Source organism: uncultured Arthrobacter sp., from assembly GCF_964021775.1.
Taxonomy (GTDB): Bacteria; Actinomycetota; Actinomycetes; order Actinomycetales; family Micrococcaceae; genus Arthrobacter.
This window is the reverse complement of sequence record NZ_CAXHZI010000029.1, coordinates 17129-31837: the sequence shown is the minus strand read 5'-3', so window position 1 is coordinate 31837 and position 14709 is coordinate 17129. Positions and strand designations below refer to the sequence as shown.

20 protein-coding genes and 1 pseudogene are annotated in these 14709 nt (G+C 66.7%); 14 read left to right on the top strand and 7 right to left on the bottom strand.

Annotated features, from left to right (window positions below; translation table 11 throughout):
• Positions 1–224: 224 nt before the first annotated feature.
• The 10 genes from ABIN76_RS16590 (at position 225) to ABIN76_RS16545 (ending at position 6607) form a co-directional block, all read left to right on the top strand.
• Positions 225–662 (top strand): hypothetical protein, encoded by a 438-nt coding sequence (locus ABIN76_RS16590; protein ID WP_346960773.1) that lies wholly within the window; start codon positions 225–227, stop codon positions 660–662.
• A 219-nt stretch (positions 663–881) separates the two neighbouring features.
• On the top strand, positions 882–1304 hold the full coding sequence (gene rpsP / locus ABIN76_RS16585; RefSeq protein ID WP_346960772.1) for a 30S ribosomal protein S16: 423 nt from the start codon (positions 882–884) through the stop codon (positions 1302–1304).
• 1 nt (position 1305) lies between these two features.
• Positions 1306–1548, top strand: a complete 243-nt coding sequence (locus ABIN76_RS16580; protein ID WP_056426755.1) for an RNA-binding protein — start codon at positions 1306–1308, stop codon at positions 1546–1548.
• A 124-nt stretch (positions 1549–1672) separates the two neighbouring features.
• Entirely contained in the window at positions 1673–2353 is a 681-nt protein-coding gene (rimM, locus tag ABIN76_RS16575; RefSeq protein WP_346960771.1) for a ribosome maturation factor RimM, read from the top strand.
• A 1-nt stretch (position 2354) separates the two neighbouring features.
• Positions 2355–3170, top strand: a complete 816-nt coding sequence (trmD, locus tag ABIN76_RS16570; RefSeq protein WP_346960770.1) for a tRNA (guanosine(37)-N1)-methyltransferase TrmD — start codon at positions 2355–2357, stop codon at positions 3168–3170.
• A gap of 248 nt (positions 3171–3418) precedes the next feature.
• A complete protein-coding gene (gene rplS, locus ABIN76_RS16565; RefSeq protein ID WP_146337296.1) occupies positions 3419–3778 on the top strand; it encodes a 50S ribosomal protein L19 in 360 nt (119 codons plus the stop codon).
• A gap of 101 nt (positions 3779–3879) precedes the next feature.
• On the top strand, positions 3880–4557 hold the full coding sequence (gene lepB / locus ABIN76_RS16560) for a signal peptidase I (protein WP_346960769.1): 678 nt from the start codon (positions 3880–3882) through the stop codon (positions 4555–4557).
• A 54-nt stretch (positions 4558–4611) separates the two neighbouring features.
• On the top strand, positions 4612–5523 hold the full coding sequence (lepB, locus tag ABIN76_RS16555) for a signal peptidase I (protein WP_346960768.1): 912 nt from the start codon (positions 4612–4614) through the stop codon (positions 5521–5523).
• 10 nt (positions 5524–5533) lie between these two features.
• Positions 5534–6205, top strand: a complete 672-nt coding sequence (locus ABIN76_RS16550; RefSeq protein WP_346960767.1) for a ribonuclease HII — start codon at positions 5534–5536, stop codon at positions 6203–6205.
• A gap of 75 nt (positions 6206–6280) precedes the next feature.
• A complete protein-coding gene (locus ABIN76_RS16545) occupies positions 6281–6607 on the top strand; it encodes a DUF2469 domain-containing protein (RefSeq protein ID WP_056426737.1) in 327 nt (108 codons plus the stop codon).
• Positions 6608–6742: 135 nt separating this feature from the next.
• Here ABIN76_RS16545 and ABIN76_RS16540 read toward each other — a convergent pair whose 3' ends face one another.
• Positions 6743–8305, bottom strand: coding sequence for a hypothetical protein (locus ABIN76_RS16540; protein WP_346960766.1), 1563 nt, complete (start codon positions 8303–8305; stop codon positions 6743–6745).
• A 327-nt stretch (positions 8306–8632) separates the two neighbouring features.
• Here ABIN76_RS16540 and ABIN76_RS16535 point away from each other — a divergent pair, with 327 nt between their 5' ends.
• The 3 genes and pseudogenes from ABIN76_RS16535 to ABIN76_RS16525 form a co-directional block, all read left to right on the top strand.
• Positions 8633–8989 carry a YraN family protein gene (locus ABIN76_RS16535; protein ID WP_346960765.1) on the top strand — a complete coding sequence of 119 codons (357 nt, stop codon included), beginning with the start codon at positions 8633–8635 and terminating at the stop codon, positions 8987–8989.
• Entirely contained in the window at positions 8990–10537 is a 1548-nt protein-coding gene (locus tag ABIN76_RS16530) for a YifB family Mg chelatase-like AAA ATPase (protein WP_346960764.1), read from the top strand.
• A 57-nt stretch (positions 10538–10594) separates the two neighbouring features.
• Positions 10595–11317 (top strand): annotated as a pseudogene (locus ABIN76_RS16525) (DNA-processing protein DprA); the annotation flags it as partial.
• A 27-nt stretch (positions 11318–11344) separates the two neighbouring features.
• On the opposite strand, the gene ABIN76_RS16520 reads toward ABIN76_RS16525, so the two are convergent.
• Positions 11345–12163, bottom strand: a complete 819-nt coding sequence (locus ABIN76_RS16520) for a HEPN domain-containing protein (protein WP_346960763.1) — start codon at positions 12161–12163, stop codon at positions 11345–11347.
• 90 nt (positions 12164–12253) lie between these two features.
• On the opposite strand from ABIN76_RS16520, the gene ABIN76_RS16515 reads away from it, so the two are divergent.
• Positions 12254–12700, top strand: coding sequence for a hypothetical protein (locus ABIN76_RS16515; protein ID WP_346960762.1), 447 nt, complete (start codon positions 12254–12256; stop codon positions 12698–12700).
• 93 nt (positions 12701–12793) lie between these two features.
• On the opposite strand, the gene ABIN76_RS16510 is transcribed toward ABIN76_RS16515, so the two are convergent.
• The 5 genes from ABIN76_RS16510 to ABIN76_RS16490 all read right to left on the bottom strand — a co-directional run bounded on the left by ABIN76_RS16510 (position 12794) and on the right by ABIN76_RS16490 (position 14588).
• A complete protein-coding gene (locus ABIN76_RS16510; protein WP_346960761.1) occupies positions 12794–13033 on the bottom strand; it encodes a hypothetical protein in 240 nt (79 codons plus the stop codon).
• 111 nt (positions 13034–13144) lie between these two features.
• Positions 13145–13453 (bottom strand): hypothetical protein, encoded by a 309-nt coding sequence (locus ABIN76_RS16505; RefSeq protein WP_346960760.1) that lies wholly within the window; start codon positions 13451–13453, stop codon positions 13145–13147.
• Positions 13454–13460: 7 nt separating this feature from the next.
• Positions 13461–13766 carry a hypothetical protein gene (locus ABIN76_RS16500; RefSeq protein WP_346960759.1) on the bottom strand — a complete coding sequence of 102 codons (306 nt, stop codon included), beginning with the start codon at positions 13764–13766 and terminating at the stop codon, positions 13461–13463.
• Complete coding sequence (locus ABIN76_RS16495) at positions 13763–14125, bottom strand: hypothetical protein (protein WP_346960758.1); 363 nt, start codon at positions 14123–14125, stop codon at positions 13763–13765. The genes ABIN76_RS16500 and ABIN76_RS16495 overlap by 4 nt, the downstream gene beginning before the upstream one ends.
• A 13-nt stretch (positions 14126–14138) precedes the next feature.
• Positions 14139–14588: a hypothetical protein gene (locus ABIN76_RS16490; RefSeq protein WP_346960757.1), complete on the bottom strand. Its 450-nt coding sequence runs from the start codon at positions 14586–14588 to the stop codon at positions 14139–14141.
• Positions 14589–14709 lie beyond the last annotated feature (121 nt).

The window sequence follows — 14709 nt, the reverse complement described above, 5'->3', positions numbered from 1 at the left end:
CATGCCCATCCTTCGCGGACGTGGAGCGAGGGGCATGTCCATTCTTCGCGGCAGGGAGTGGGCATAGCGGCATTCTGCTCATTGCTCCCTGCCGGGGGAGGGTATGTCCGGTCGGGCCGCCGCCCCGTCTGGGCTAGGCTGAAACCGGATGGCCGCCGCAGCTTCCTGCCTGCAGTGCGGCCGCCGGGACCACGCCACACCTACCCCTGTTGAGGAGCACTTCCTTGGGATTTACTGAAATCTTCGTCGCCACCCATGACGCTGCCCTGAAGCGCGCGTCGGCCCTCGACGACGGCGCCCCGGCTGCCCCGGGCGCCGTCCGGATTCCCGACATCAGCGACTTCGAGGTCGAGCGTCTGGGCGACCTGGCCGGCACCGCCGTGCACGCCGCGGGCGCCGATTACGAGCTGGCGATGGTGGACGTTGCCAGCGACTCGCTGCTGGGCGTTCCGGCAGCGATGGTCCGGGCCCTCGCGGAGTTGCTCAGCTACGAGACCGAGGGCGAGGGTGACGTCCTGGCCGAGGTCGCGGAGAGCTGGGCGGCCGAGGAGGACATGCCCTTCGGTGCCGAGCAGGCCGCCCGTTACGTCCGGCAGCTCGCCGAGCTGGCGGCCGGCGTCGACCCCGCCACGAAGGCCGGACTCTACGTCTGGACCTCCTGACGCGACGCCCGCCCGGACCAGAAACCGGCCGTAAGTGACCCGCTGCGGGTGTCAAGTCGAAATCCGCGCGGTGATCTGGCACAATAAACAGGTACTCGATCTGCGTGGCCCCTCTCTCCGCGTCCGGATCCTGTCCTTTAGAACCCCCTAGTACGGCCCGCCCCACGGGTGCAGAACGCCGGGCTCGACCCCGTTTCAGAAACAGGAGTGACCACAAAAGTGGCCGTAAAGATTCGCCTTAAGCGCTTCGGCAAGATGCGCGCACCGTACTACCGCATCGTCGTCATGGACGCACGCTCCAAGCGTGACGGCCGTGCCATCGAAGAGATCGGCAAGTACCACCCGACCGAAGAGCCCTCGTACATCGAGGTCGACTCGGACCGTGCCCAGTACTGGCTCGGCGTCGGCGCACAGCCGTCCGAGCAGGTTTCCGCGATCCTGAAGATCACCGGTGACTGGCAGAAGTTCAAGGGTCTCCCGGGCCAGGAGGGCACCTTGAAGACCAAGGCTCCCAAGGAAGCCTTCGTCACCCCGGAAAAGGGTTCCGTGATCATCCCGGAAGCCATCACCAAGAAGGCCAAGAAGGACGACGCAGCCGAGGCTCCCGCCGACGCCGAAGCAGAGACCACCGAGGCTGAGTAAATTGCTGGCAGAAGCGCTCGAACACCTGGTCCGCGGGATTGTTGACAGTCCCGAGGACGTCAAGGTCAGTGCGAAGAACAACCGCCGCGGGGACACCCTCGAAGTGCGCGTTCATCAGGACGACCTCGGACGGGTGATCGGACGCCAGGGCCGCACCGCACGCGCACTGCGCACTGTGGTGGCGGCGCTGGCCGACGGCGAGCCGGTCAGGGTCGACGTCGTCGACACCGACCGCCGCCGGTAGCGCGACCAGCAGTAGTTTTCTTTAGTCCGGCCCCTCCACCAGCTTATGGTGGAGGGGCCGGACTGTTTTGCGCAGTAAGCACCCCCAAATTCCAGACTTACAAAGAACCCGAACAGAGGAACAGATGCAGCTTCAGGTGGCACGAATCGGCAAGCCCCACGGCATCCGCGGCGAAGTGACCGTCCAGGTGCTAACGGACGCCCCCGGTGACCGCTTTGTTCCCGGCACGCGGTTCGTGGTGGAACCGGCGTCGGCCGGGCCGCTGACCGTGGAGAGCGCCCGCTGGAACAAGGACATCCTGCTGCTGGCCTTCGAAGAGGTGGAGACCCGCAACGATGCGGAAGCCCTCCGCGGCGCGAAGCTCTACATCGAAACCGAGGAACTGGACGAGGACGACGACGAGGGCTGGTACGAGCACGAGCTCGTCGGCCTGGACGTCCGCGTCGGCGACACGGTGGTCGGCAAGGTGTCCGGGCTGCACACCATGCCGGTCCAGGATCTGCTGGTGGTGACCGACCAGGAGGGCAAGGAAATCCTGATCCCGTTCGTGGAGCAGATCGTGCCCGAGGTCAACGTCGGCGAAAAGTACGTCCTCGTTACCCCGCCGGCCGGCCTTTTTGAGGTCAACACCGAGGCCGGCGCTACCCCCGACGACGGCGACGCCGACACTGACACCGACGCCGGCGCTACCCCCGACGACGGCGACGCCGACACTGACACCGACGCCGGCGCTACCCCCGACGACGGCGACGCCGACGCCGACGCCGACGGGAAGTCCGAACGCGCCGCAGGGGACAACGCCTAAGATGCGGATCGACGTCGTCAGCATCTTTCCCGAGTACCTCGCACCGCTGGAACTGTCCCTGATCGGGAAGGCGCGGCAGGACGGCCTGCTGGAGCTGAACGTCCACGACCTCCGCGACTTCACCACGGACCGGCACCGCACGGTGGATGACACCCCATACGGCGGCGGTGCTGGCATGGTGATGAAGCCCGAACCCTGGGCCCAGGCGCTGACCGCCGTGGCCCGCGCGGTGCCGGAATCCGGTGCGTCCGCCGCGGAGGGCGTCCGGAAGCCCGTGCTGATCGTCCCGTCACCGGCGGGGGAGCGCTTCAGCCAGGCGATTGCGCACGAACTCGCGGAGGAGGACCAGCTGGTCTTTGCCTGCGGACGCTACGAGGGCATCGACGAACGCGTGCTGGAGTGGGCTGCGGAGCACTTCACCGTCCGGCCCATGAGCCTCGGTGACTACGTGCTCAACGGCGGCGAGGTGGCCGTGCTGGCCATGGTCGAGGCCGTCGGGAGGCTGCTGCCCGGCGTCGTCGGGAACCCCGAATCACTCGTGGAGGAGTCCCACTCCGACGGTCTGCTCGAATACCCGGTGTACACCAAGCCCTCCAGTTGGCGGGAACGAGAGGTTCCGGCCGTGCTGCTGAGCGGCAACCACGGCAAGATCGCGCAGTGGCGGCGCCACGAACAGTACCGGCGCACCGCCGAGCGCCGCCCGGACCTGTTGGACGCCTTCGACGCCGGCAAACTGCCCCGCGCGGACCGGACGGCTTTCGGGGAACTCGGCTACGACGTCGTCGAGGGCCGGCTGCAGCGCCGCCCCGACGCCTAGACCCGGCGGATCCTGCCCGGCCAATTCACCAAAACACGGCGGAATGTGGCAAAATTAGTCCTTGTGCCTGCTGGGTGCGAACCTGCCACAGGGGGAGCGTCACCAACAGCGCGGCACCCCGGCCCCGTCAATTCCTGACGGAGCCGGAACGACAAAACTTTCGGCGGGAATTTCCAGTGCGCAAGCACCCGGGCTTGGCCGCCGTGACCCAACGTGAATGACCTGTGGCGTTCACCAGGAGTGGATCAATGCATATCCTCGATTCCGTAGACGCAGCCTCGCTGCGCACCGATGTTCCCGAGTTCCGCGCTGGTGACACCATCAAGGTGCACGTGAACATCATCGAAGGCAAGAACTCCCGTGTCCAGGTCTTCCAGGGCTTCGTCCTGGGCCGCCAGGGCGACGGCGTCCGTGAAACCTTCACCGTCCGCAAGGTCTCCTTCGGCGTCGGCGTGGAGCGTACCTTCCCGGTACACTCCCCGATCATCGACAAGATCGAGCTCGTCTCCAAGGGTGACGTGCGCCGCGCCAAGCTTTACTACATGCGTGCACTGCGCGGTAAGGCTGCGAAGATCAAGGAAAAGCGCGACTTCCAGACCGCCAAGTAAGTCCTCCGGACTTCACAGCGGATCCAGGACGGTCCGGTCAACTCCCGGGCCCGTCCGCCACTGCGCCGTTCAACTGAGAAAAGCGTAAGAGGACACGGATCATGGAACAAGCAAAACGCCGGCCCAGGAAACTGGGCTGGCGTTTTGTGCTTCTGGGCCTGGTCCTGGCCGTGGCCATCAGCGGCCTGATCCGGTCGCTGTGGCTGGACGTCTACTTCATCCCGTCCGCGTCGATGGAGCCGCTGCTCCGCGACGGCGACAGGATTGTGGTGTCCCGGACGGACTTCGCCTTCGACCCGGTCCGCCGCGGCGACATCGTGGTCTTTGACGGCCGCGGCTCCTTCGCCCCGCTGGGCAGCGGCCGGGGTCCGGCGGCCGACTTCCTCGCCGGCGTGGGCCACTGGCTTGGCCTCACCGGCAGCGACACCACCTACGTGAAGCGTGTCATCGGGATGCCCGGCGACCACGTGGCCTGCTGTGGTGCCGACGGCCGGCTCACAGTCAACGGCCAGAAACTTGAGGAACCCTATTTGTATGCGGGCGACGCCCCCAGCGAGCTGAAGTTCAGCGTAATTGTCCCGGACGGACGGCTCTGGCTGATGGGTGACCACCGCTCCAAGTCAGCCGATTCCCGCAGCCTGCTGGGTGCGCCGGGCGGCGGGATGGTGCCGCTGGAACGCGTGATCGGCCGGCCGGTCCAGATCATCTGGCCGCTTGATAGATTTGCAGCAATACCGCGGCCCGTCGAGGCCGCCACGACGATAAAGAACGGACAGTAGATGCCCGAGACCGGACCCCGGACTCCTGATCCGCGGGGGCACGACGAGCCCCGAGTGACCTCCTCGCCCATCCCGGGCACCGACCACCCGACCACGCAGTTGCCGGCCGCGCCCCGGCCCACACACGCGCCGGAACCGGCGCACGCTCCGGCGGCCGTGCCGGTGCAGGCAGAAGCGGCGCACGCGGGGCCGGCCACGCAGCCCGAGCGCGCCGAGGGCACCCCGCACGACGGTCCCTCGCACGCCGGACCGTCGTCCGCGCGCGCCCGCAAGGCGAAGGCCCGCGAGGGCCGCAGCCCCGTGCTCTCCTGGCTCAAGGAGATCGCGACGGTGGTGGCAATCGCCGTCGTGCTGTCCTTCCTGATCAAAACCTTCCTGTTCCGGGCCTTCTACATCCCGTCCGAATCCATGATGAACACCCTGGACGTCAACGACCGCATCTTCGTCAACCTGCTGGTGCCGGAACCGATCGCCCTGGAGCGCGGCGACGTCGTCGTCTTCCGGGACACTAAGGGCTGGCTGGTGCCCACCCCGGAGAAGCCGGCCGGACCGCTCACCGGCGTCCAGGACGTGCTGACGTTCGTCGGCCTGCTCCCGGACAACTCCGAACAGCACCTCGTCAAGCGCGTCATCGGCCTGCCGGGGGACCACGTCATCTGCTGCGACGGCAGCGGCCGGCTCACCGTCAACGGCGCGCCGCTGGACGAGAAGTACGTCAACAGCGCCGAGGTCCCGCAGGTGCGCGACTTCGACGTCGTGGTGCCCGCCGGCAAGGTCTGGGTCATGGGCGACAACCGGAACCACTCCGCCGACTCCCGCGCCCACCGGGAAAGCAACGGCGGCTTCATCGACCTGGCCGACATCGAAGGCAAAGCGGCCGTGATCGCGTGGCCGCTGAACCGGATCACTTCCCTGGACAACTACCCGGACGTCTTCCGCGCCGTCCCCGCCCCGGCAGGGAAGTAGGACAGCAGCCGTGTCCGAAGCACCCACCCTCGACTACGAGCGCCGCTTCCGTGGCTCCGGCGCCCGGCTCCTCGCCGGGATCGACGAAGTGGGCCGCGGCGCCCTGGCCGGCCCCGTCAGCGTCGGCATCGCCGTCGTGGACCTGCACAAGCAACGGCTGCTCGCCGACGTGCGGGACAGCAAGCTGCTCAAGGTGACGGAGCGGGAACGGCTGGAGCCGCTGGTCCGCAGCTGGAGTGTCGCGTCCGCCGTGGGGCACGCGTCCGCGGCGGAGATCGACGCGCTCGGCATCATCGCCGCGCTGCGGCTCGCCGGCAACCGGGCCTGGTTCTCGGTGCTGGCCGCCGGGGTGACGCCGGACGTGGTGCTGCTGGACGGCAGCCACAACTGGCTCTCACCGGCGGCGCAGGCCTCGCTGTTCGACGAAGTGCCGGAGGAGCCCGGCTGCGACGCGCCGGTCCACACCCTGGTCAAGGCCGACATGCAGTGCCTCAGCGTCGCGGCGGCGTCCGTGCTGGCCAAGGTCGAACGCGACCGCCAGATGGCAGCCCTGCACACTGAATACCCGGACTTCGGCTGGAACGAGAACAAGGGCTACGGCACGGCCGCGCACAAGGATGCGCTCCGCGCCAAGGGTCCCACCCCATACCACCGCGTCAGCTGGCAGCTGCTCGGCGACTGAGCCGTGGCGCGCGCCCGTCTCCCGGCCGGCGGGCACGTGGCGCGCGCCCGTCTCCCGATGGTGCAAGATGGAAGCATGAGTGCCGAGGACCTTGAAAACTATGAAACCGACATGGAGCTGCAGCTCTACCGCGAATACCGCGACGTCGTCGGGCTGTTCAGCTACGTGGTCGAGACCGAGCGGCGATTCTACCTGGCCAACCACGTCGACCTGCAGGCCCGAAGCGCCGACGGCGAGGTCTACTTCGACCTGACGCTGCAGGACGCCTGGGTGTGGGACGTCTACCGCTCCGCCCGGTTCGTCAAGAGCGTCCGCGTCATCACCTTCAAAGACGTCAACGTCGAGGAGCTGCCGCGCAGCGAGGAGCTTGCCCTGCCCAAGGTGGAGGGCCTGGGGAACTGAGTCCGGGCGCCAGGCGGCACGGGCCCTGGTAACCCTCAGCGGACACTTCCGTGCCTTTGAACGCGGACGTAAGTCGTTCGCCACCCATCGACGAACGGCTACGGACCGGAAGCCCGAGGCGTGGTTCCCGACAGATCAGGATTCGATGGGGCCGTTCATGGCCGATTGGGTAAGTTGGACGTCCAAGGCGCGCATGTTTCCGGTCGAGGTGCCCGCCGGGGCCATCTCAACAGCCCAGTCTAGGGCGTTTTGGTCGAGCATCCACGAATCGGGTTCGTGGAGGAAACTCGAAATGTATGTTGCCGCGTTCGAGGCGAAGGTCCTGCCCTTTTCGGAGCGCGAAATGTAGACGCTGTTGGCAATGTAGCGTCGCCACGGCGCGAGCAAATCAATACCGGAGGAGGCCGCCACGACGGCGTCGAACCCGTTCATACTAATGTGGGCCTGGGAAATCGGCGCAGTGGGGTAGAGATCGACGTCTTGGACCCATACGTCGGTTCCAAACTTGTCCATGACAGCCTCTGCGACCAAATACCGCGCACATGCGAAATAGGTAATCGGGTTGCCCACGCCTGCTGGCACTTCCGAGGATGACCACGACAGTTTTGGCGGCGTGGACGCTCGGCCGCTAAACGCGTGAATCGTGTTCAAGAGTTCTTCCGCTTCGCCTATGAACGCCAGTGCTTCGTTTTCCGACGCTACGAGGTGGAAATGAAGATGGAGTTCGGGCTCCGCAATGGCATAGAAAAGGATTCTGGCCAAGAACCGACGAAGAAAGTCTGTATTGGCCGAATAGAGAATGGTAGCCCCGGCCTTTGAGGAGTACTCGGCTCCGTGCCAAGTGATCGTCGCAGCTTGAGCGACGCGACTCTCCGGCGACCCGTAGGTAAAGCTTCCCATGTCGAGATACAGGGATTTGACGAGGTGGCGGTTGGACGAAAGAGCAGACTGGAACTCTCGCCGGGCTGCGTTCCTGCCTTCAAGGACGCTGAGAACCTGACCGCGGAGCAGGCTGGAGGTTGTACTCGAACCGTTGAAGGCGGACGAGGTGGCCAGCAGATGACGCAAGTCGGATTTTAACGATTCAGAGGCGGCGCTGCCTGCTGGCGACGCGACGTGGAAAATGTCTCTCCGAAGGGGGGCGACATGTCGTTCCAGTAGCCCGTGCAATGCCGTCATGCCGGCGAGGCTCGCCATCACATTGCCGGTCACCGAATCGGAAAAGTCGGCACTTGCGGAGTGAAGTTCGCAAAGAACCGCCAGGCGGCTATTCGCCGGAAGACGGCGTATCCGTCGGAGTTTTCGCAGCACGTCCTTTGCGATGCGCATGACCCGGCTCTCCCACTCAGAATCTCCGAAGTACTTCCACGCCAAGAGCGTCTGCAGCATCTTCTCTGCTTCTTGGTGCGTCGTCGCCTTTGCCGGCTGGCGAAGCCACACTTCCAGATGCGCCACGTGCTTCAAACCGTCGGCTCTTACGCGTGGTGTCAAGGGGCTGGTTTCTCCGTCACTAGTGACCTCATCAACCCAAGCCACCGTCTGGTTAAGGGGGCCCGGCAGGGCATCACTGGATACTTCGAGCCGCTTCCCGGCCACCACCCCCAGGGCCTGACCGGCGTGGGAAACCCGGTCCCTGAGCCGCAGTATGTACCGGCTGTCCGGAGAGAGAGGTACATGTGTCAAATCCACTGTCAGCACGGTTGCTGCTTTCTGTCGGCCGGGGGAGTCCCTGGGGCATCATTCACGTTGCACGTTTTGACGGTGTCCCGCTCTGGGGCCAGTGGTTCATGGCCTTGCCGCCCTGGCGATCGTCAAAAGGTTGCTTGTCTGCTGCAAGCCTAGGGACAGGGGAGTCGGGCGACAAATTCTTGGATCCTTCCAAACCTGCTGGGCGGGCCGTCATGCGTAGGAGGTGGCAAGGAACGGCATCCCAATCGGCAACTTTGCCAGGTCGGTTGTCCGGACTTTTCCACATGAGAGCCGTGTGGTCTGGGCTGCGGGGCCGCAGGGTCCCAGTCTGGAGGTATGAGAGCTAAGGACGTGCTGGGCCGGCGCGGTGAAGAACTCGCCGCCGGCTTCCTCGAAGCCCAGGGAATGCGGGTTGTGGACCGCAACTGGCGCTGCCCCGAGGGCGAGATCGATATTGTGGCGCTCGACGGCGACGCCCTGGTGATCGCCGAGGTCAAAACCCGCAAATCACTCGCCTACGGGCACCCCTTCGAAGCCGTCGGCGTGGACAAGCTCGCCCGGCTGCACCGGCTGGCCTCAGCGTGGTGCCGCGACCATGAGCTGCGGATGCCGCTGCGCCGTGTGGACGTCGTTGCCGTGCTCGACGACGGCACCGGCGCCCCGGCCATCGAACACCTCAAAGGGGTGGGGTAGATGGCGCTCGGCCGGACCTATTCCATCGCGCTGGTGGGGCTGAACGGCTACATCGTCGAGGTCGAGGCTGACATCGGCCAAACACTGCCCGCCTTTGTGATCCTCGGCCTGCCGGACGCCTCACTCAACGAGGCGAAGGAACGGATCCGCTCCGCCGCACAGAACTCCGGCATCCCGCTCAGCCGACGGAAGATCACCGCGAACCTTATCCCGGCGTCCCTGCCCAAGCGCGGCTCCGGATTCGATCTCTCCATCGCCATGGCGGTGCTGATCGCCGCGAACGACGTGCGCCCCACCGGGCGGAACGTCTTTATCGCGGAGCTTGGCCTGGACGGGCGGCTGCGCCCCATGCGCGGCATCCTCCCGGCCGTGATGGCCGCCGTCCAGGCCGGGTACCCGGACGTCGTCGTTGCGCAGGCCAACGCCGCCGAGGCCGAACTGGTGCCCGGGGCCAGGGTCCGCGGTTACCGGACCCTGGCCCGGCTGGCGTTCGATTTCGGCGCCGACCCGCAGGACCTGGCTCTCGATTTCGAGCCCGTCGAAGAGGAACCGGATGACCCCGGTGGAGGCGCCGCGCCCGGACTGGCCCCGGACATGTGCGACGTGTCCGGCCAGGCCGAGGGCCGCCGCGCCCTGGAAGTGGCTGCCGCCGGAGCGCACCATGTGCTGCTGACCGGTCCGCCCGGGGCCGGCAAGACCATGCTGGCCGAGCGCCTGCCGGGCCTGCTCCCGGACCTCGGCGACAGGGAAGCCATGGAAGTGACGGCCATCCATTCGCTCAGCTCGCTCACGTCCGCGTCCGTCACCCTGCTGCGCCGGCCACCCTACGAGAACCCGCACCACACCGCCACCGCCGCCGCCATCATCGGCGGCGGATCCGGGCTGCCGCGGCCCGGTGCGGCTTCCCGGGCGCACCGCGGAGTGCTGTTCCTGGACGAGGCTCCGGAATACGAACGGCGCGTCCTCGACGCCCTCCGGCAGCCGCTGGAGAGCGGCGAACTGGTCATCCACCGCTCGGCAGGAACAGCAGCGTACCCGGCCCGGTTCCAGCTGGTCCTCGCCGCCAACCCCTGCCCCTGCGGCAAGGCGTCCGGCAAAGGTGTGGAGTGCACCTGCACGCCGATGATGCGGCGCCGCTATCTGGCCCGCTTGTCCGGCCCGCTGCTGGACCGGGTCGATATCCAGCTGGAGGTCGAACGCGTGGCGCTGGCCGACTTCGGCCAACCCCGCGCCGAGGAAGGTACAGCGGAGATCGCGGCGCGGGTGTGTGCCGCCCGGGAGCGCCAACGCGTTAGGCTCCGGCCGCTCGGACTGGAAACCAACGCGCAGGTACCCGGGCGGGTGCTCCGCGGACCGCTGCGGCTGCCCGGACCTGCCACCCGCATCCTTGACCACGCGCTGGAACGCGGCGCCCTGACCGCCCGTGGCTACGACCGTGTGCTGCGCCTGGCCTGGACGCTGGCGGATCTCGATGGGCGTGAAGCCCCCGGTGCGGATGACATTGGCCAGGCGCTCGGCCTTCGGCAGACCACCGCGGCAGCCGCCTGATGGTGCCGAGGATTCCTTCCGTGAAGAGACCTACAGCATGAGGAGAGCAGCAGGACCATGACAGAGAACGACAGGACCGCCCGCGCCGCGCTGTCCAGGCTCCTGGAGCCGCAGGACGCCGCCGGCCTGGCCCTTGTCCGGGCCGTTGGCGGCGAGGACGCGTTGCGGATTGCGACCGGGCAACTGGCGGCGGGCGCCGGGCTGGAACAGGAGCTCTCACAGCTGCTGGAGGAACACGGCGCGGGAGGCGGCTGGAGCGGCTTGGGCATGGCCCTCAAGCGCTGGGCGCCGCGGGTGCCCGACCTGGCCCCGGAACGTGACCTGGCGACCATGCAACGCCTGGGCGGCCGCATGCTCATCCCCACGGATGAGTTATGGCCCCGCCAACTCGCGGACCTGGGACTGCAGGAGCCGCTGTGCCTCTGGTGGCGGGGTGTGGAACAGGAACTGCCGCCGGTCAATAAGGCAATCGCCCTGGTGGGCTCCCGGGACAGTACCTCCTATGGCTCGGCGGTGACGGGCGACCTCGCCTATGCCTTGGCCCAGCGGGGTTTCATGATCATCTCCGGCGGAGCCTACGGCATCGATGCCCATGCCCATCGGGCTGCCCTGGCCGGCGCCGCCGGGGGTCTGCCCACCATCGCCGTCATGGCCGGGGGAGTTGACCGGTTCTACCCCGCCGGCAACGAGGACCTGCTCCGCGCGGTCGCCAACCAGGGGGCCGTGCTGGCCGAGGTCCCGCCGGGTTCGGCGCCCACACGCTACCGTTTCCTGCAACGAAAGGGTCAATTGTATGTGTAGGGCCGTTTACACAGTTTCAGTCTCCGCCGTAGAAGGCCCAATCGCGAGCGATCCCTCCAAAGTATCTGTCGGAGGGGGTTTGCGCCGGGATCGCCTTCCGGGCACGTAGGTTGGTACCGCCTCTACTACGGGCGGCGGGGCGTCCCAGGGTGACGAGCCGATAGTCGTGGCGATGAAGCCTCTCACTGCCTCGTCTGTTTCTTCCACGAGGCGCATAACGGTCTGATAGAAGTCCGAGATCATCTTGGGCGTTATCAGGGTCGCCGGTGTGTCTCCGTGAGCGATCGCCCCGCGCACTCCCATGCACTCCAGTAGCCGCTCGCGAGGGTCGACGCCGTCTGGTCCAGCCGTCCAGGATGCCGACAAATTGGGAAGCCCGATCGCTTGGAGGAATAGTTCGTCGATCTGCGTTGGCTTTGGTGAATTGAACAACGTGGCGCGGGCTATGCCGGGTAGGCGTTCTAGGCAGTGAATGCGCCAAGCGTCGCCAGCCAATTTCCAAGGACCAAGATCGTTTTTGTCGTCGCGGATATCCTTCGCTATCCGCTTCTTCAATGCCAGCGGAAGTTGCTCCCAGCTAGCAGCGTTTTCCGTGATAGTGGTCGCCGCCTCCAACGCCAAGTCTTCACAGTAGGCTTCCCAAAGTGCCGCAATGAGGACGTAAACGCCCTTAGCAACCTTATGGATGTGCGGTGTCGCCGACCGATTCCCTTTGAGCATCTGCCGGAGCGTGTTGAAGCTCCTAACGTCGTCGCTGGAGTCTTGGAACGTCACACGCGCCTGGCTAGCAATGCCCCTATACAGCTTGCCCTTTGGAATGCTCATTGGCTCACCCTAACGGGTCAAAAGAGCGGAAGCGGCGCGTCTCAGACGGTGAACCTCGTGGGTCGCAACCCGCGACGTTAGGCTGACGCAATGGATGGATCAGTGATTGCTGGGCTAGTGGCGACTATTCCGGGCGTTGTTGTCAGCCTCGGCGGTGCTTACTTCGCGTTTCGGCAGGCGACCCGAGCCAGAAACAGCGCCGAGTCGATGAACGCCCTTAATCACCGCATACGCATTTGTGACCAGCACCGGGACGAATTGCGAGACGCCTTCGCGGCCGCAATGGTCGCCGTAGGGACGGCGAAGCGGGACGGAAAGCTCAGCGGCGAGGTTTCGTCGGCGCTGGAATTGCTTATGGCATGTAAAGGCGCTGACGACGAGCTTCGCAAGTGTGCGGCTGGCTTGCGGGAACCTATGGTCTGGCACATAGACATAGTTATGGATACTGCGCTGGACCGCTTCCGAAGCGCATTTGCTCACTGTCAGGCCGTCCTCGACGCCGAGCGCGAGGCGCTGCTGGCCCCTGCCGATACTTAATAAGAAGCCGCACGAAAGGCCCCGTCCTCGGGGAGATCCAGGACGGGGCGTTTCGTCGTCACTTAGGCTTACGCCTAACGAGCGGTGCGGCGCTCACGCGGCGGCCTCGGGGTGAGCGGCGGCGTATGCGGCCTTCTTTGCGGCGGCACGCTGGCGGCGCTTGCACGAGTAGCAACGGAGGGCGCGCCCGGTCGGCGAGGCGCCGCGCCGGGGGAACTGGCGGGGCTCCTTCCACTCGCCGCAATGGATGCACGTCTGGTGCGTCAGGGTGCCGTACTGGAAGCGCTGGCGCACGGCGTCGCCGGTGGAGGTGGCGTAGGTGTTCTCGGTCAAGTGAGGGCTCCTTAGAGGCTAGACGGCTCTGTGCCGTTTTGGGGGTGGTAACTGGTGGGGGCCGCCTTGAAAGGTCCGGAGAGGGCCGTCCAGGGCGCGTCCTTGGGTTGTTTACACGTCCTCGCGGCCCACTACGGGGCGCTCGACGTCCGGGTGTGCGCCGAGGCGGAGGATCTTGTCGAGCGCGGCACGGTCGGCCGGGTGGACGATATCGAGGCCAGGGAGGGCCAGGATCTCGGCGGCGTTGCACAGGAGGTTTAGCGCGTCGATCAGAGGGGCGCGGTCGCCGGAGTCGTAGCGCTCGATCAGGAGGCGGAGCGGCCGGAGGATGCGCTGGTCGAACTCGAACAGGGCCAGGCGCTCGCCGGGAGAGGCGACCTCGGGGTAGAGGTCGGCGGTGCGGTCGTCGAGGGGTTCCATGTGTCTCCTAAAAAGGTGGTTTGTCGTCGCCGGGCTTGACGAACGCCGCGACGGAGCGGGCGTAGGCGGTGGCGGTGCGTCGGGCCAGGTTCGCCGAGGCGGCGATCGCGGCCTCGTAGGCTTCCTGGCTCTCGCTCCGTGCGGCGGCTTTGATCTCGTCTACGCGGGCGTCGTCGCGGACGGCGTTGAGGGCGGCGCGGGGGACGCCGACGCGCTCGACGTCGGCGGCGTTGAGCTTCAGCGGCGGGAGCGCGGCGATCGGGTGTATGCCGTCGGCGCTACGCCGGACAACGGGGCGGGACGGCGGCCTCACTTGGAGCCGTACCTAGCGCGGGCGGCCATGCGGCCCCGCTCGGAGTTGGTCATGGCGCCGCCCTTGGACGGCGGCACGAGGCGGGCCAGGATGGTCGCGGCGGCCGTCCGGGCGAGGCGGCCCTCGACGACGCCGGGGTTGGTGGTTAGCTGGCCGGTCGAGCCTGGGACGAGGAGGCCGGTCTTCCGCGCTTCGGCCTCCAGGAGGTCCGCCGAGGTGAGGAGCTCGGCGACCTGGACGAGCGAGGCGAACTCGGCGCCCTCCAGGCCGGGGCGCTGGGCCATGACGCTCTCGAAGGCGTCGCGGGCGGACTCGGTCCAGTGCTCGGGGTAGTCGAGATCGGGGGTTTTTTCTTCCATGAGGTTCCTTGGGTTAGGCGTGCCGCTCGACGAAGTCGAAGGCGGCCTTGGCGGATCGGAAAGTGAATCGGCGGCCGTTGGGCAGGACGACGGCGTGCGCCGGGAGGGCGCCGATGCCGGTGGTCGTATGGGCCACGAGAGCGCCGTTGTAGGAGGCGACGAAGCCGTTGGAGAGGCGCCAGCCGCGCTTGGCGTAGGCGTTGCCGGGCTTGCTCAGGAGGGCGTAGCGCTCCTTCTCGTCGGCCCAGAAGCCCCGGACGGGAGCGGGACGCTTGCCAGCGGCGTTCTGGTTGCCTTGCGGGGCGCCTCGGTCGTCGGCCTTCGCGGCGGCCTCTACCTCGGCGGCGGCGAGGTCGCCGTCGCGCTTGCGGATCTGGTCGACGGCCGGGGCGAACGCCGGAGTAGGGCGCTTGGCGGTCCGGATCTCGTCGAGGTCGTCGTAGTCGTCGAAGTGTGCGGGCATGAAAACTCCTTGGGCTTGAAAATGGGGGATTTTGACCCGGTTTTCTAAAAATGGGGCCGAGCCGGTTGGCAGATTTGAACGCTATGCCGGTTCGAGGACGGGCGCGACCTCTTAGGAGGCA